The sequence below is a fragment of the Shewanella sp. BC20 genome, from assembly GCF_003129585.1.
In the GTDB taxonomy this organism is placed as follows: Bacteria; Pseudomonadota; Gammaproteobacteria; order Enterobacterales; family Shewanellaceae; genus Shewanella; species Shewanella seohaensis.
This window is the reverse complement of record NZ_NHRI01000002.1, coordinates 12,998-30,994: the sequence shown is the minus strand read 5'-3', so window position 1 is coordinate 30,994 and position 17,997 is coordinate 12,998. Positions and strand designations below refer to the sequence as shown.

Sequence of the window (17,997 nt, the reverse complement as noted above, 5' to 3'; positions counted from 1 at the left end):
GGGCCTTTTTATGCTTTACTGCAGTTGACTGTTAATCGCGACAGAGATTATCGCGGCCAACAACTTGCTATTCAAACGAGTCACGCAGTGCAACCGTTAGGTTAAAGACTAAATGTTCGGCTGATGAGTCTTTATTGTCAGCACAGAAATAACCTTCACGCTCAAACTGATATGCTTTTTCCGCTGGCGCGTTAGCAAGGCTAGCTTCAACTAAACCATTCACCACTTCAAGTGAGTTAGGGTTAAGCACTTCATCCACTGTCTCTGCTGCTGCAGGATTTGGATCCGTGAACAAACGTTGGTATAAACGGAATTCAGCAGGTTTAGCCGTAGTCGCTTCAACCCAATGGATTACGCCTTTTACCTTGCGACCATCGGCAGGGTTTTTACCCAAGGTATCTGCATCGTAGCTACAGTAAACCGTGGTGATATTGCCGTCGCTGTCTTTGTCACAACGCTCAGCCTTAATCACATAAGCGTTACGCAGACGCACTTCTTTACCCATCACCAGACGTTTGTATTGCTTATTGGCTTCTTCTCTGAAGTCCGCCACATCGATATACAATTCACGGCCAAAGGCAAGTTCACGTGTGCCCATGCTTTCATCACTTGGGTGAGAAGCCGCTTGAATCGTCTCGAGTTGACCTTCTGGGTAGTTCTCAATCACGACTTTTAATGGGCGCAGTACGGCCATCGCACGTGGTGCATGTTCGTTGAGTTCTTCACGGATGCAGGCATCGAGCATCGCGGCTTCAATCATGTTTTCTTGCTTAGTGATACCAATACGTTGGCAAAACTCGCGGATAGATGCTGGGGTATAACCACGACGACGCAGGCCAGCAATCGTTGGCATACGTGGGTCATCCCATCCAGAAACTAACTTACGTGTCACTAAGTCATTTAATTTACGCTTAGACATCAGCGTATATTCAAGATTTAAGCGAGAAAACTCGTACTGACGAGTACGGTTCGGCGCTTGGAAATCATCTAAATTGTCGAGAACCCAATCGTAAAGACGACGGTTGTCTTGGAACTCAAGCGTACATAACGAATGAGTAATGTGCTCCAGCGCATCGGAAATACAGTGAGTAAAGTCGTACATTGGATAAATGCACCACTTGTCACCCGTTTGATGATGGTAAGCGAAACGAATACGGTAAATCACCGGATCACGCATACACATGAAAGGTGATGCCATGTCGATTTTGGCACGCAATGCACACTCACCTTCTTTGAATTCACCCTTACGCATTTTTTCAAATAATTGCAGATTTTCTTCAACGGAAGTGTCACGGTACGGGCTGTTTTTACCCGGCTCTTTTAAGGTGCCACGGTATTCACGGGTTTCATCGGCATTGAGGAAACACACATAGGCTAAGCCTTTGTTGATCAACTCAACAGCGTATTGGTGTAATTGGTCGAAATAGTTAGAGGAATAACGGACTTCACCATCCCACTGGAATCCCAACCAACGCACATCCGCCTGAATAGAATTCACATAATCGATGTCTTCTTTTTCAGGATTGGTATCATCAAAACGTAAATTACAAAGGCCTTGGTAATCGCGCGCGATGCCGAAGTTCAAACAGATAGACTTAGCATGACCTATATGCAAATAACCATTTGGCTCGGGAGGAAAACGCGTCTGCACACTGGTGTGCTTACCGCTTTTCAGATCCTCATCAATGATATTACGGATAAAGTTACTCGGACGTACTTCAGTGTCCACATGACTCATGGAATTCCTCTTTGCGAACAATGGCAATTTTAACAAAACCCGAATGATCCTACAGATCTCGGCCAGTTACAATGCCCAGTATAAAAAACTATGGTTTATGGCATGGATAGTAAAACAATAAAAGCAGCCATGAAAGCTGCTTTTATCTTTGTCATTACTAAGCTGACATTTATTACTCAGCGGTTACTCGGTAATGATCCTAACGCCAGGAATGATTTGTTGGGTTCTGCGCCCTTTACGTTTAAGCCACAGATAGAACACCACAAGAGCAACGAGGAAGAAACCAATCCACAGACTCGATTGCACCGGATGCGCGCTAAAGGTCGCCGCTTGGTAAGCAATGGTTGCACTGCCGTAGGCCAGTGAGAATGTCCAAGTGGCAGCAAAGGTTGCCCAGCGAGTACCAAACTCATGTACCAAGGCCCCCATAGCAGCAACACATGGCGTATAGAGTAAGATAAACAGCAGATAAGAGAACGCAGCCACCTTAGTGGTAAAGCCTGACTGTAACGCACTAAAGGTTGACGTTGCTACACCTTGCGCCTCTGCGGCAACGTCGGTGCTGGACACATCACCCACAGATAACTTAAGCGGATCTTCCAAATCTAAACCGAACAAGTTTGCAGGGATAGTCGCTAGTGCTTCATTGAAACTATCGGCTAAGGGGGTTAATTCACCATCCTCAGGAGCCGCATTGGTATATAAGCTATTGAGAGTTCCAACCACGGCTTCTTTAGCGAAAATACCCGTGATAATACCCACAGTCGCAGGCCAGTTATCTTGCTCAATCCCCATAGGAGCAAAGATAGGTGTCACCTTTTGACTCGCCACACTTAAGAGTGACGCTTGGCTATCTTCATGGCCAAAAGTACCGTCGATCCCTATCGCATTGATAAAGTTAAGGAGGGTTACCACAAGCACGATGGTTTTACCCGCACCTAAGATAAAGCTCTTAGTTCGCTTACCAGTGCGGACCATCACAGCCTTCAATTTTGGCATTTCATAGCTTGGCAGCTCCATCACCACTGCACTGCTTGTGCCTGGTAATAAGGTACTACGCAGTAATAACCCTGTACCAATCGCCGCAAAAATCCCAATCACGTACAGTAAAAACACCAGGTTTTGACCAGAGTCAGGGAAGAACGCCGCCGCAAATAACGCATACACAGGTAAACGTGCACCGCAGGACATAAAAGGCGCCATCATACCTGTCACGATACGCTCACGCTCACTGCCTAAAGTACGTGTTGCCATAATCGCTGGCACCGAACAACCAAAGCCAACAATCATAGGTACGAAGGCTTTACCCGGTAGACCAATACGGCGCATTAAGCCATCCACCACGAAGGCCGCACGGGCCATATAGCCTGAGCTTTCAAGGATAGATAAACCAAGAAATAGCGCTGCGATAACCGGAATAAAAGTAGAAACGGTTTGAATACCTTGACCGACACCACCCGCGAGAATCGTCACCAACCATGCTGGCGCGCCCATATTGCCAAGGAATGCACCAAAATGATCGACCAGTAATGCCCCGACAAACACATCGAAGAAATCGATAAACGCACTACCGATGTTAATGCTGAACATAAACATCAGATACATGACAAATAAGAACACCGGAATGCCAAGCACGGGATGCAATACTAATTTATCGAGTTTATCGCTCAGCGTAAGGAAACCATCTGTCTTAACGGAACCTTGGAACACACGTTCAACAAAGTTAAAACGCGTCGTAGCGACCATCACTTCGATGTCATGCCCTTGCTGTGCAATTAGCTCGGTGCAAGTGCTGACTTCATCCTGTAGCTCGGCATTTTTGCAGCTGCCACAACCAGAACCGTTACCCAGCATCGCTAAAGCGCGGCCACGGCTTAAGTTGGGGTCTTTACTGCAAAGGAGTTGCACGCCAGCTTCAATTTGCTCGTCGTAATCGAGTAGCAGAGGCGCTTCGGATACGCGGCCTTGGAGTAAGTCCAAAACCTGCGCTTGCACTTTAGCCACATCGGCGGGATCGCGAGAACACACGCCAATGACAGGACAACCTAACTCTTGGCTCATTTTCTTTAAATCGACACGGATCCCACGCTTAATGGCCGCATCGATTTTATTCAATACCACCACCATAGGGATCGACAGCTCACGTAGTTGTGCCGTCAAATAGAGGTGGCGCTCGATATTGGTCGCATCGACTAAGTTGATGATGCCATCGACACGTTGTTCGGCGAGGTATTGCTGAGCAATCTGCTCATCGAGGGAACAATCACAACTATTACCCGCGGGGAGTAAATCGTAAATGCCAGGTAAGTCGGTTAAGTAAACGTCGGCGCCATTAAGGGTAAAATGACCGGTTTTTTTCTCAACGGTCACACCGGACCAGTTGCCCACTTGCTGATTCGCGCCGGTTAGCGCGTTAAAGAGTGTTGATTTTCCCGCGTTTGGGTTACCAACAGTGACGCAATGAAACTGCTTAGTCATTCGCCTTTTCCACCTCTATGATGTCTGCCAGGTCTCTGCGCATACAAAGCTTACTGCCACGAATATCCAACTCTAAACCAGAGCCCATAGGCGCTCTGCGGATCAACGAAAATCGTGTATTTGGGGTGATGCCCATGGATAATAATTTACGCTTCACTGTCTGCGGCAGATCTAAACGCCCGATTTCAGAAATAATGCCACGGTCACCGGGACTGAGTTCGCTTAACTTCATTACCTATTTCACCTTGTAACAGCTTCAGCTTGAAAAACTGCGCCCATTGTAACTGAGCGATGGCTCTAATAACTTTACCTAGATCAAGCTTTATGACTGGTAACGATAATAGTTTTCAATTGTGTTGAGTATTATGTGACAAAAATCTCAATGAATAAACGCCTGACCAAAAATAAAAATCCCCATAAAGGCACATCACTCTTCGCAAGTTAGAGTAAAAGTCAATGAGCTGTAAACGAGTGCCCCACAAACCAAAGTGAGAACAAGATCACACTTTGTTATTTATCACTAACAAAATCATCCTTCTTTACTGTCAATGACCACAAAAATGTTACGCGATTGTCGCAAATTTGTTCTAGTATTAATCAGCTAAATTAGTGATGTCGAAAGCTTGAAAAATAACAAATAAAACGCACTCGGGAATAGATGAACATGGATATTGGGTTAAAGTTCAAAAGCATAACTCAGGTTATGCTTGTTGTGATGTTATCGATACTCAGCCTTTCAACGTTAGCGACACCTTGGGATGACAAGCCACCCGAGGAGGTCGTCGCGACTTTGGACAAAAAATTTGCCGAAGGTAAGTACTCGGCCAAAGGGGCTGACACTTGCCTGATGTGCCATAAAAAAAGTGCTACTGTAATGGCCATTTTTGATGGTGTACATGGTAATCCTAATGTCAAAGATTCCCCCATGGCCGACCTACAGTGTGAGGCTTGCCACGGCCCACTCGGTAATCATAACAAGGGTGGCAAAGAGCCGATGATCACCTTCGGCCAGAATTCCCCCGTTCCCGCACAAAAACAAAACAGTGTCTGCATGAGTTGCCATAACGACGATCAACGCATCGCGTGGAAAGGCAATCACCATGACAATGCTGATATCCCCTGCAGTAGCTGCCACCAAGTACACGTAGCAAAAGACCCTATCAGCGACAAAGCCAACGAAGTGGCGATTTGTACCCAATGCCATACCCAGCAAAAAGCGGATATGCACAAACGCTCATCCCATCCATTGCAATGGCAACAAATGGTCTGTAGCGATTGCCACAATCCCCATGGCAGTTTAAATGATGCCAGTCTGAAGCAAATGAGCATCAACGAAAACTGTTACAGCTGCCATGCCGAAAAACGCGGTCCTAAATTGTGGGAACATGCGCCAGTCACCGACAATTGCGCGAACTGCCATAACCCACACGGCAGCGTCAACGAATCCATGCTTATCAGCAAACCGCCACAGTTATGTCAACAGTGCCACGCCTCCGATGGCCACAGCAGTAATGCTTACTTTGGTAATCAAACCAATGCCTTCACTTCGGGTAATTCCTGTATGAATTGCCATGGACAAGTGCATGGTTCAAACCATCCATCCGGCAAGTTGCTCCAGAGATAACAAGGGAATGATCATGCAAATAATGAACATATCGACTCCTAAAGCTTGTTTCTCACTCACATTACTGGCTTGGGCGATTAGTGGCGTACTCAACACAGCCCATGCAGAAGGATATGAAATCCAAAAAGCGAATCGCAGTGGCGTAAAAAGTGAGGCATGGAGCTGCAAGCAATGCCAGCCCAAAACAGGGCGCCAAGGCAACGTCAGCGCCACCCTCGCCTACAATGACGGTGAAGACAGCCGTTTTGGTAATCGCACTGGCACGGACAAAGATGGCATGGTCGGTGCCGTGGGCGCCGATATGCAATATCAGGCAGAGAGTGGTTACCAAACCCGGCTAGAGGCCGATAAATTGGGATTTGACACGGGTTCAGCCAAGCTCACCACAGGCCAACCCGGACACTATCAAATCCAATTGGGTTATAAAGGTCTCGCCAATTATCAATACAATCAGCTAAAGAGCCCTTATCTCACCGATAACGATAAGATGCTCTTGCCTGATAATTGGGTAGAGGGAGCAACGACCCAATCGATGCCGCTACTGCAATCGAGTTTAATCGAACAGGACTTAAGCATTACGCGGGATAGATTCAACCTCGGCGGTTACTATGCAGGCCATATCTCATCGAGCAGCCGCTACAAAGCCTCGGTAAACTACCAACATGAAAACCGCAGTGGTGCGAAAAAGACCAGCGCAAATATTCTCACTAACAGTGTGATGTTGGCGCAGCCAATCGATGACAGCACAGATGAAATCGATGCCAGAGTCTATTTTGGCGGCGCAGGCTGGCAAGCGGGCATAAACAGCCAGATAAGCCAATACAAGAATGACCATCAGGCACTGCTATGGCAATCGGCCTATACGCCCACATTTGGTGCGGCCTACTTTGGGCAAAATTCCGTCGACCCAGATAACAAGGCCTATCGGATCGCAGCCGAGGCCAGTGGTGGCCAAAATGGCCATAACATCCTTATGCACGCGGGTATCAGTAAAATGTCACAGGATGAGGCTTTTCTTCCCGCGACCATTAATGGCCCCTCTCCAGTACTGCCAACTGATAATCTGGATGCTCAAGTGGACATCCTAGATATGGTGCTTAAGTATTCAGGACGCATCACACAGGATTTGAGTGTTCAAGCCAGTTATAACTATCAAGATAGGGAAAACAAGACAGCTCAACTGGATTTCCCACAGGTCGTGACCGACAGCTTTCATCAAGGCGCAGAACAAAATCGCCTCTACGATAAACGCAGCAAACAATTCGACTTTAAAGGAAAATACCGCCTAACCCCGTCGTCCTATGCTGAGGCGGGATATAGTCGTGATGAAGTTATCTATTCTGAACTAGACAGGCAATCCGTTGACGAATCGGGACTGTTTGCCAAACTCAGCTACCGTTATTCGCCCGCTTGGTCTGCTTGGTTAAAAGGAGAGGCATTAGACCGCAATGGCAGTGAATACAATCCTGTGACCAGCACCCAAAGTCCAAGCAACCCTTGGCTACGTAAATCCTATCTCGCGGACAGGAAACGTCAAAAAATCACCCTACACACAGATTATCAAAGTGATATTGGCTTATCTGTAGGCGCGAGTTTACACAGCATCGACGATGACTACGACCACACATTGGTCGGGCTCACCCAAGTCTCTTACCTTGGCTATGACGTCTCCACACAATATTTGATTAGCGACAATTTAAGTGTAAACGCCTATCTCAACCAAGACTGGCGCGATTCCGATCAGGCCGGAAGCAATCGTTTCTCAACCCCAGATTGGTACAGCACATCTGAAGAGAAATCGACCCTGATTGGCGCGGGTATCGCCTATCAAAACCTGTTGGATAATCGTTTAGATCTTGGCTTGGATTACAGCTACTCCGATGGCCAAAGCGACACCGAAGTCACCTACGGTATCAACAGTCCCTACGGTGACTATTACAGTCGCAAGCACAATATTAACGCCTACGCCAAATATAAGCTGGCCGACAGTATGTCGTTACGCTTCGATTGGTTGTTCGAGAAATATCAAGATGCAAACTGGCAAAACCAAAACACCACTTGGGACACAGTCCCCAATGTGCTCAGTTTTGGCGATATCAGCCACGACTACAATGCTCATTACTTAGGTTTGACCTTAAGCTACCAAATGTAACTTAGGCACTGACAGCGTATTCCAAGGATAGAAATATGAACAAGTTTGCAAGATTTAGCACACAATTCAGTCTGTTGCTGGCCTTAACCACCCTACTTACCGCCTGTGGTGGCAGTGACGGTAACGATGGCTCACCCGGTGAGCCAGGTAAACCACCGGCGATGACGATCACTAGCCTAAACATCATGGTCGATAAAGTCGCCGTGACCGACGGCATCGCCCAAGTCGATTATCAGGTGAGCAACCAAGATGATGAAGCCGTGGTCGGTATTCCCTCGGCCACCTTCATTGCAGCGCAATTACTGCCTCAGGGCGCGACAGGTGCGGGTAATAGCAGTGAGTGGCAACATTTCACCTCTGAAACGTGCGCCGCTTCTTGCCCTGGCACGTTTGTCGACCATAAAAACGGCCATTACAGCTATCGTTTTAGTGCCACATTTAACGGCATGAATGGTGTGAGCTTCCTTAACGATGCAACCCAACGAGTCGTCATCAAATTGGGCGGAGATGCACTAGCCGATGGCACGGCGCTCCCCATTACCAATCAACACTACGATTGGCAAACCTCGGGCAATGCCCTAGCTTACACCCGTAACTTAATCACTATTGAAACCTGTAATAGCTGTCACAGTAATTTGGCTTTCCATGGTGGACGCTACAATCAAGTTGAAACCTGTGTAACTTGTCATAACAGTAAAAAAGTCAGTGATCCTGCAGATATTTTCCCGCAAATGATCCACAGCAAACACTTAGCGGGTTTCCCTCAATCCATCAGTAATTGCCAGACTTGCCACGTTGCTAATCCTGATTTAGCCGAAGCTCAAAACTGGCATAGAGTCCCCACCATGGAAGCCTGTGGTGCCTGCCATACCCAAATTAACTTCCCTGCGGGCCAAGGCCATCCTGCGCAAGCAGATAACAGCAATTGCGTTGCCTGCCATAATGCCGATTGGACCGCCAGCGTACACGGTAATGAAGACCAAACAGCCGCGTTAGCCCAGTTTAGTCCGAGCATCAGCAGCGCAACCATGGATGCCAATGGCACAGTGACAGTTGCCGTGATGCTAAGCAATCCATCCACTGGTACTGTGTACAGTGATAGCGCAGATAAGCTCAAATTTATCAGCGACCTAAGGGTCTATGCTAACTGGGGAACCAGTTTCGATTACAGTACCCGCTCCGCGCGCTCAATTCGTCTACCCGAGTCCACACCGGTCTCTGGCAGCAACGGCACTTACACTTATACCATTTCGGGTCTCACCGTTCCGGCGGGAACTGAAGCGGACCACGGCGGCTTAGCGATTCAAGGTCGAGTTTGCGCCAAAGATAAAGTACTAGTAGATTGCAGCACTGAACTTGCCGAAGTACTGGTTATCAAGGCAAGCCATAGTTACTTTGATATGTCAGCCTTAAGTGCCACCGGCAGACGCGAAGTCATTAGCAATGCCAACTGTGCTAGCTGCCACGGCGATCAACAACTGAATATTCATGGCGCACGCAACGATTTAGCGGGCCAATGCCAACTTTGCCACAACCCGAATATGCAGGCCGATGCGACAGCGGCAAATCCCTCCATTACCTCCTTTGACTTTAAGCAGTTAATCCATGGGATCCATACCAGCCAATTTGCCGGTTTTGAAGACCTCAACTACCCAGGCAAAATCGGTAATTGTGCTCAATGCCATATCAAAGATGCTGCAGGAGTTTCAACGGTTGCCCTCCCCTTAAACGCGGCGGTTCAACCACTTGCGCTGAACAACGGTACCTTTACCAGCCCAATAGCTGCGGTGTGCAGTAACTGTCACTCAAGTGATGCCACACACAACCATATGATGCAGCAAGGTGCAGTATTTGCGGGAACAAAAGCCGATGCCACCGCAGGCACAGAAACCTGTGCTTTCTGCCACGGACAAGGCGCTGTCGCCGACGTTTTAAAAGTGCACCCTATTAAATAACCCTATGATGCAGGCCGAAAAGGCCTGCAACTGCAAATATAAAAGGAACTCATACTATGCAGTCATCTACCCCTAAAGAAATAGTCAGATCTCAATCACATTACCCGCTTAAAGTGACTGATAAATACCAATGACTTAGTTAGCCTTACAGGTGGGATCTAATTCCACACATTAAATGCGGTTAATGAGATTTATTCTTATTTGCTAAGCGCTTAATGATGATTAAAACTATTGCAGGGAAATATCATGATGAAACGGTTCAATTTCAATACCGCAACAAAAGCGATGTTGGGTGCCGGTTTACTTTCACTTCTTCTCACTGGTTGTGGTGGCAGTGATGGTAAAGATGGTGAAGACGGTAAACCAGGCGTTGTTGGTGTTAATATCGACTCAACCTCAACGTTAAAAGCGAAATTCACAAATGCCACTGTTGATGCTGGCAAAGTCACCGTTGATTTTACATTGGAAAATGCCAATGGTGTGGCCGTACTCGGCTTAACGAAAGATCACGATTTACAATTCGGAATTGCACAGCTCACCCATGTGACTGAAGCAACGGATGATCCAGCCAAACCCGCCGACCGCGGTTACCAATGGCAAGCCTACATTAATGCCAAAACTGAACCCGGTGCTATTCCATCGGGCGTCGATAACCTTAATCCATCTACTCAATATAAAGCTGACGTTGAAGCTGCAAGTAAATGCGACACATGCTTAGTTGACCACGGTGACGGTAGCTATAGCTACACCTATCAGGCCAACATTGCCAATGTAACTGAGCCACTCACAATCACTTACAGTGCCGACGCGACTCAACGCGCCACAATGGAGCTTGATTTACCACAGGTTGTGGCCAATGCCCATTTCGATTGGCAACCGTCTACAGGTAAGACGGAAGGCATTCAAACTCGCAATGTGGTTTCTATTCAAGCCTGTTACACCTGTCACCAACCAGAAAGCTTAGAGCTGCATGGTGGTCGTCGTATTGATCTTGAAAACTGTGCCTCTTGCCATACTGCAACTTCTGGCGACTCAGAATCAGGCAATAGCATAGAATTTAGTTATATGATCCATGCTATCCACAAAGGAGCTGAGCGTCATACCTTCGATGAGACAGGCGCTGAAGTTCCAGCACCTTACAAGATTATTGGTTACCGTGGTGCATTACACGACTACGGCAAAGTAACTTTCCCATTAAAACCTGCGGCGGATTGCGCAGCCTGTCACGTTGAAGGAGCGGGTGCACCAGCGAATGCCGATCTATTTAAAGCCGATTTAAGCAATCAAGCTTGTATTGGTTGCCATACCGAAAAACCATCTTCACACCACAGCAGCACAGATTGTATGTCTTGCCACAATGCGACCGAGCCTTACGGCGGTACTGGCAGTGCGGCTAAACGCCATGGTGATGTACTGAAAGCCTATTCTGATACTCAAGCAATGGGTATCAAGTTCAGCAATGTGGGTGTGAATGACACAGGTAAGATTACCTTTGATGTTCAAGTGGTTGATAAAGATGGCAACGCTATCGATAAAACATTTGTAAACCAAAGTTCACGTGTAGTTGTGGCATGGGATTCTGATAAAGATTACCCAAGCTATGCAGATGCCTCCTACAGCAACCGTCGTATCGCGCTGAGCGAAGGCACCTACAACGAAGCGACCAAAACCTATTCCATAACTGGCACTAAGTTCAATCTGCCAGCGGACGCTAACGGTAAAACCTTTGAACTCTGGTCAGCATTAGAAGTGTGTTTCAATAATGGTGGTTACGGTGTTGCCGAGGTAGTTCTAACTAATTGTGCAGACGATACCGTACGTAAAGTGCCAGTGAAAGAAGCCCCTTACCACTTTGTCTGGAAAGACAATGGTGTAGATAGCGCAGCGTCTCCAACTAGCCGTCGTCCTATTGTTGACACTTCAAATTGTCAAGGCTGTCACAATCAGCAAGTTCTGCATTACGATAACGGCGTGAACTGCCAAACTTGTCATACCCCAGACAAAGCACTTAAAGAGACGGTTCGAAATTCAGGTAAGTTTGATCAAGCAACCAGCTTTGCTTGGAAAGCCCATGAAGCAGAAGGTCACTATCTGAAATATGCTGGCGTTCAATCAGGCACAGTTCTTAAGAGCGATTGTGCAACTTGCCACGTCGAAAAAAGCGGTGTCGTTACAGGCATTGAACTTGGCCGAGCGCCCAAACGTACATGGATTTATCCAAACTCAGCAACCTATGATAAAGCAGGTGTTTGGGTATCTTCAGATGCGGGTGCATGTTTAAGCTGTCACCAGAAGTATCTGTCTGATGCGGCTAAGTCTCACATTGAAGCTAACGGCGGTATCTTAGATGGAGTCGATGCTGCGGATGTTCAAACCCGTGCGTCTGAAGGCTGTGCAACTTGCCATACTCCAGCGCAATTAATGAAAGTACATGGAAACTAAATAACTGGCCTCTAAGCGATTAAAGAGACTGAACAAAAGAGAGAGGTAACCCCTCTCTCTTTTTTACTTCCCACCTCACAATCCGCCGTTTTTTTGATCTAAATTTGTTTTTTCCCTGTGGTTTAACTACCTCTTTAGAAATAGAAAGATCCAAGTCACACATTAGCAAAGGCCTTGAAGATTTTAGGGGCATGTTAGGTTAGCCTTTCCTTGGGGAATTCTATTTCCAGCATTCACTTAAGTTGCCTTCGAGACCAAAGCACAGACAAAGAATCTGTCGGGCGAAGAAGACAAGCGCTTAAGTAATGCCAAACCTATGCAGGGAAAAAAATGATGAACGCACAAAAATCAAAAATCGCACTGCTGCTCGCAGCAAGTGCTGTCACTCTGGCCTTAACCGGCTGTGGTGGAAGTGATGGTAACGATGGTAAACCCGGTGAACCCGGTGGCGAGCCCGCTGGTTCCATCCACAAGTTAAACCTTGATATTACTAAAGTAAACTATGAAAATGGTTCACCTGTAGTCACTGTTTTCGCCACAAACGAAGACGACCTTCCAATTGTTGGCCTTGCTAATTTAGAAATAAAAAAAGCACTGCAATTAATCCCCCAAGGGGCGACTGGTCCTGGTAATAGTGCTAACTGGCAAGGGCTAGGCTCATCGAAAAACTATGTTGACAATAGAAACGGTAGTTATACCTTCAAATTCGACACATTCGATAGCAATAAGGTCTTTAATGCGCAATTAACGCAACGTTTTAACGTCGTGTCTGCAGCAGGAAAATTACCAGACGGAACTACGGTCCCCGTTGCCGAAATGGTTGAAGATTTCGACGGTCAAGGTAATGCTCCTCTATACACTAAAAATGTTGTCAGCCATGAAGTCTGTACAACTTGCCACGTGGAAGGCGAAAAGATTTATCATCAAGCGACTGAAGTCGAAACCTGTATTTCTTGCCATACGCAAGAATTTGCGGATGGTCGCGGTAAACCCCATGTCGTCTTTAGTCACTTAATTCATAATGTGCACAACGCCAACAAAGCGTGGGGCAAAAATAATAAAGTTCCAGAAGTTGCACAACATATAGTCCAAGATAATTGCCAAGTCTGTCACGTCGAATCTGACATGCTCACCGAGGCAAAAAACTGGTCACGTATTCCAACAATGGAAGTTTGCTCTAGCTGTCACGTAGACATCGACTTTGCCGCAGGCAAAGGCCACTCCCAGCAGTTAGATAACTCTAACTGTATCGCTTGTCACAACAGCAATTGGACCGCCGAGTTACACACAGGCAAAACCGCCGAGAAGAAAGCTGTCATGGCTCAGTTAGGTATGTCTGCAACACTCGCGGGGCAAGAAGACAATACTGCGGTATTAACCGTGTCTGTCTTTGACAAAGACGGTAATGCCATCGATGCTGCAAGCGTACAAGATAAGATCAAACGTTTAGAAACGATCACTAACGTCGGTCCTAACTTCCCGATCATGGGCTATAACCCAAGCCCAGTAACTGGCTACCAGAAAGTGGCTAAAGATCTGGTGAAAGATGGTGCACTGCAAGATGGTGTGACCTTAGTTGACGGTAAACTGGTATTCACCACCCCTGCATTGCCGTTTGGTGCTGGCGATACTGATACCGCCTTTACCTTTATCGGTCTGGAAATGTGTAACACTGGCACCACGCTGACGGCTTGTACTGCAGATAGCACAACCACCAGCATGAAAGCCGACTTAGTCTTCGGTACTAAATCAGGTAATGCACCTAGCATGCGCCATGTGAACTCAGTGAACTTCAGCACTTGTCAAAACTGTCACAGTGATACCTTCGAGCTACACAAAGGTCACCACTCAGGCTTTGTGATGACAGAACAAGTTTCACATGCCAAAGACGCCAACGGTAAGCCAATTGTCGGTGTGGATGCCTGTGTGGCCTGTCATACCCCTGATGGTACCTATGCAAGCGGTGCAAACAAAGGTGGTTTCGAAATGAAACTGCACGTAGTTCACGGTGAGCAAGGCGTTATCAAAGAATGTACTCAGTGCCACAACGACTTCAACTTAGACGCGTTCAAAGTGAAGGGTGCACTGGCCACATCTGCCGGTAAATACACCACCCCAATCACAGCAACTTGTACTTCATGCCACGCGCCAGAATCTATTGGCCACGGCTTAGAAAATATGGGTGCGATTGTGAACGGTGATTATGTTCAAGCCAACCAAGCGGCACAGTCAGAAACCTGTTTCTACTGCCATACCCCAACAGTTGCAGATCACACTCAAGTGAAAATGTAATTTGCCCAAGCAGGGGGAGTTCGCTCCCCCCTTTCTTGAATTTTGTTGGGACAAATTGGGAAGCCTATTATGAAGAACAGCCACAAAATGAAAAACCTACTGCCGGCATTGGTCATGTCGATGGCAATGTCTGCGGTTATGGCATTTGCCATCGCACCGAGCGCTCACGCCTCCAAGTGGGATGAAAAAATGACACCTGAGCAAGTTGAAGCGACCTTAGATAAGAAGTTTGCCGAAGGCAACTACTCACCCAAAGGTGCCGACTCTTGCTTGATGTGCCACAAGAAATCCGAAAAAGTGATGGACCTTTTCAAAGGTGTCCACGGTGCCATTGACTCCACTAAGAGCCCAATGGCTGGCCTACAATGTGAGGCTTGCCACGGACCTATGGGTCAACACAACAAGGGCGGCAACGAGCCGATGATCACTTTTGGTAAGCAATCGACCTTAAGTGCCGACAAGCAAAACAGCGTGTGTATGAGCTGTCACCAAGACGATAAGCGTATGTCTTGGAATGGCGGTCACCATGACAACGCCGATGTTGCTTGTGCCTCGTGCCACCAAGTACACGTCGCGAAAGACCCTGTGTTATCTAAAAACACTGAAATGGACGTCTGTACAAGCTGCCACACTAAGCAAAAAGCGGATATGAACAAACGCTCAAGTCACCCACTCAAATGGGCACAAATGACCTGTAGCGACTGTCACAATCCCCATGGGAGCATGACAGATTCTGATCTGAATAAGCCAAGCATTAACGAAACTTGTTATTCCTGTCACGCCGAGAAGCGCGGCCCAAAACTCTGGGAGCATGCACCCGTCACTGAGAGTTGTGTTACTTGCCACAATCCTCACGGTAGTGTGAATGATGCCATGCTGAAAACCCGTGCACCGCAGTTATGTCAGCAATGTCACGCCAGCGATGGCCATGCCAGCAATGCCTACTTAGGTAACACTGGTTTAGGTTCAAATGTCGGTGACAATGCCTTTACGGGTGGAAGAAGCTGCTTAAATTGCCATAGTCAGGTCCATGGTTCTAACCATCCATCTGGCAAGCTATTACAGCGCTAAGGAGACGAGAAGATGAAATTCAAACTCAATTTGATCACTCTAGCGTTATTAGCCAACACCGGCTTAGCCGTAGCTGCCGATGGTTATGGCCTCGCCAATGCCAATACCGACAAAGTGAAATTCGCCGCATGGAGCTGTAAAGGCTGCGTGGTTGAAACGGGCGTATCTGGCACTGTCGGTGTCGGCGTAGGTTACAATGGCGAAGAGGACATTCGCTCTGCCAATGCCTTTGGTTCTAAAAACGAAGTTGCGGGCAAGTTCGATGCAGACCTTGCCTACCGTGATGAAAAAGGTTACCGCGCAAGTGTTGAAGCCTATCAACTGGGAATGGACGGCGGACGTTTAGATGTGAATGCGGGCAAACAAGGCCAGTACAATATCAATCTGAACTACCGTCAAATTGCCACCTACGATAGCAATAGTGCCCTCTCGCCCTATTCTGGTATCGGCGGCAATAACCTGACCTTGTCCGATAACTGGGTCACCGCAGGTTCGAGCAGCCAAATGCCACTGTTGATGGACAGCCTCAACAGCCTCGAGTTATCACTGAAACGTGAACGCGCTGGCCTTGGGTTCGAATATCAGGGTGAATCGCTGTGGAGCACCTATGTGAACTACATGCGTGAAGAAAAAACCGGCTTAAAACAAACCTCTGGTAGCTTCTTCAACCAATCTATGATGTTGGCAGAACCCGTAGATTACACCACTGACACCATAGAAGCGGGCGTGAAACTCAAAGGCGATCGTTGGTTCACCGCGCTCAGTTACAATGGTTCAATTTTCAAGAATGAATACAACCAGCTGAACTTTGACAGTGCCTTCAACCCCACCTTTGGTGCGCAAACGACTGGTGCCATTGCACTCGATCCCGATAACCAGTCACACACTGTGTCGCTGATGGGTCAGTATAACGACGGCAGTAACTCACTGTCTGGCCGTATTTTAACCGGACAAATGAGCCAAGATCAGTCACTGGTAACCTCTGGCTACGGTTATCAACTGCCAACGGATGCGGTAGACGCCAAAGTCGATCTGCTGGGCATGAACCTCAAAGTCGTGAGCAAGGTCAGCAACTCCCTTCGCTTAACGGGTAGTTACGATTATTACGACCGTGACAACAATACCCCAATCGAAGAGTGGACTCAGATCAGCATCAACAATGTCAGCGGTAAGGTGGCCTATAACACCCCTTACGATAACCGCACACAGCGCTTCAAAGTGGCGGCGGATTATCGTATTACCCACGGCATTAAGCTCGATGGTGGTTATGACTTCAAGCGTGACGAACGTGAGTATCAAGACCGTGAAAGCACGGATGAGAACACTGTTTGGGCCCGTTTGCGCGTCAATAGCTTCGACATGTGGGACATGTGGGTAAAAGGCAGTTACGGCAACCGTGACGGCTCACAATACCAAGCGTCTGAATGGACGTCTTCTGAAACCAACAGTCTGTTACGTAAGTACAATCTGGCTGATCGTGACAGAACCCAAATCGAAGCTCGCATCACTCACACGCCACTCGAAAGCCTGAGCATAGACTTCGGTGCCCGTTATGCGCTGGATGATTATACCGATACTGTGATTGGCTTAACTGAGTCAAAAGACACCAGTTACGATGCCAATATCAGCTATATGATCACCGCTGACTTACTGGCAACGGCCTTCTACAACCACCAAACCATAGAGTCAGAACAAGCGGGTAGCAGCAATTACAGCACCCCAACCTGGACTGGCTTTATTGAAGACAAAGTGGATGTGGTTGGCGCAGGCATCAGCTACAACAATCTGCTGGAGAACAAGTTACGCCTAGGTCTGGATTACACTTACTCAGACTCCGACAGTAACACTCAAGTCAGACAAGGTATCACCGGCGACTATGGCGACTATTTTGCCAAAGTCCATAACATTAACTTATACGCTCAATATCAAGCGACCGAGAAACTCGCGCTACGCTTCGATTACAAAATTGAGAACTATAAGGACAATGACGCCGCTAACGATATCGCCGTTGATGGCATTTGGAACGTCGTAGGCTTTGGCAGCAACAGCCATGACTACACCGCACAAATGCTGATGCTGAGCATGAGTTACAAGCTCTAATCTGCGTTTATTGATAGTCAAAAGCCCGCACTGCGGGCTTTTTTATTGCCAACTAACACTCACGGCGCTTTAGATACAGGTCCTGTCTATTCCTGCGACCAAAATCTTGAATAAGATCAGACTCTGAGGCAAAACTTACACCGAA

The 17,997-nt window shown here is 47.4% G+C and carries 10 protein-coding genes; 7 read left to right on the top strand and 3 right to left on the bottom strand.

Annotated features, from left to right (window positions below; genetic code table 11):
* Nucleotides 1–67 precede the first annotated feature (67 nt).
* From glnS to CBX96_RS02570, 3 genes are all read right to left on the bottom strand, one after another.
* Complete coding sequence (gene glnS / locus CBX96_RS02580) at nucleotides 68–1,738, bottom strand: glutamine--tRNA ligase (RefSeq protein WP_109285611.1); 1,671 nt, start codon at nucleotides 1,736–1,738, stop codon at nucleotides 68–70.
* Nucleotides 1,739–1,921: 183 nt separating this feature from the next.
* Nucleotides 1,922–4,216 carry a Fe(2+) transporter permease subunit FeoB gene (gene feoB, locus CBX96_RS02575; protein ID WP_109285610.1) on the bottom strand — a complete coding sequence of 765 codons (2,295 nt, stop codon included), beginning with the start codon at nucleotides 4,214–4,216 and terminating at the stop codon, nucleotides 1,922–1,924.
* Nucleotides 4,209–4,448, bottom strand: a complete 240-nt coding sequence (locus CBX96_RS02570; RefSeq protein ID WP_011623257.1) for a FeoA family protein — start codon at nucleotides 4,446–4,448, stop codon at nucleotides 4,209–4,211. The genes feoB and CBX96_RS02570 overlap by 8 nt, the downstream gene beginning before the upstream one ends.
* A 426-nt stretch (nucleotides 4,449–4,874) precedes the next feature.
* On the opposite strand from CBX96_RS02570, the gene CBX96_RS02565 reads away from it, so the two are divergent.
* From CBX96_RS02565 to CBX96_RS02535, 7 genes are all read left to right on the top strand, one after another.
* A complete protein-coding gene (locus CBX96_RS02565) occupies nucleotides 4,875–5,840 on the top strand; it encodes a DmsE family decaheme c-type cytochrome (RefSeq protein WP_109285609.1) in 966 nt (321 codons plus the stop codon).
* 13 nt (nucleotides 5,841–5,853) lie between these two features.
* Nucleotides 5,854–7,992, top strand: coding sequence for an MtrB/PioB family decaheme-associated outer membrane protein (locus CBX96_RS02560; RefSeq protein WP_109285608.1), 2,139 nt, complete (start codon nucleotides 5,854–5,856; stop codon nucleotides 7,990–7,992).
* Between the two features lie 35 nt (nucleotides 7,993–8,027).
* On the top strand, nucleotides 8,028–9,947 hold the full coding sequence (locus tag CBX96_RS02555; RefSeq protein WP_109285607.1) for an OmcA/MtrC family decaheme c-type cytochrome: 1,920 nt from the start codon (nucleotides 8,028–8,030) through the stop codon (nucleotides 9,945–9,947).
* A 246-nt stretch (nucleotides 9,948–10,193) separates the two neighbouring features.
* Nucleotides 10,194–12,389: an OmcA/MtrC family decaheme c-type cytochrome gene (locus CBX96_RS02550; protein WP_109285606.1), complete on the top strand. Its 2,196-nt coding sequence runs from the start codon at nucleotides 10,194–10,196 to the stop codon at nucleotides 12,387–12,389.
* Nucleotides 12,390–12,719: 330 nt separating this feature from the next.
* Complete coding sequence (locus tag CBX96_RS02545) at nucleotides 12,720–14,681, top strand: OmcA/MtrC family decaheme c-type cytochrome (protein WP_109285605.1); 1,962 nt, start codon at nucleotides 12,720–12,722, stop codon at nucleotides 14,679–14,681.
* Between the two features lie 69 nt (nucleotides 14,682–14,750).
* A complete protein-coding gene (gene mtrA / locus CBX96_RS02540) occupies nucleotides 14,751–15,752 on the top strand; it encodes a decaheme c-type cytochrome MtrA (RefSeq protein WP_109285604.1) in 1,002 nt (333 codons plus the stop codon).
* Between the two features lie 12 nt (nucleotides 15,753–15,764).
* On the top strand, nucleotides 15,765–17,852 hold the full coding sequence (locus tag CBX96_RS02535; protein WP_109285603.1) for an MtrB/PioB family decaheme-associated outer membrane protein: 2,088 nt from the start codon (nucleotides 15,765–15,767) through the stop codon (nucleotides 17,850–17,852).
* Nucleotides 17,853–17,997: the final 145 nt, after the last annotated feature.

Coding starts and splice junctions, on each gene's coding strand:
- glnS (WP_109285611.1), bottom strand. CDS start 1,738: ATGAGTCATGTGGACACTGAAGTACGTCCGAGTAACTTTATCCGTAAT.
- feoB (WP_109285610.1), bottom strand. CDS start 4,216: ATGACTAAGCAGTTTCATTGCGTCACTGTTGGTAACCCAAACGCGGGA.
- CBX96_RS02570 (WP_011623257.1), bottom strand. CDS start 4,448: ATGAAGTTAAGCGAACTCAGTCCCGGTGACCGTGGCATTATTTCTGAA.
- CBX96_RS02565 (WP_109285609.1), top strand. CDS start 4,875: ATGAACATGGATATTGGGTTAAAGTTCAAAAGCATAACTCAGGTTATG.
- CBX96_RS02560 (WP_109285608.1), top strand. CDS start 5,854: ATGCAAATAATGAACATATCGACTCCTAAAGCTTGTTTCTCACTCACA.
- CBX96_RS02555 (WP_109285607.1), top strand. CDS start 8,028: ATGAACAAGTTTGCAAGATTTAGCACACAATTCAGTCTGTTGCTGGCC.
- CBX96_RS02550 (WP_109285606.1), top strand. CDS start 10,194: ATGATGAAACGGTTCAATTTCAATACCGCAACAAAAGCGATGTTGGGT.
- CBX96_RS02545 (WP_109285605.1), top strand. CDS start 12,720: ATGATGAACGCACAAAAATCAAAAATCGCACTGCTGCTCGCAGCAAGT.
- mtrA (WP_109285604.1), top strand. CDS start 14,751: ATGAAGAACAGCCACAAAATGAAAAACCTACTGCCGGCATTGGTCATG.
- CBX96_RS02535 (WP_109285603.1), top strand. CDS start 15,765: ATGAAATTCAAACTCAATTTGATCACTCTAGCGTTATTAGCCAACACC.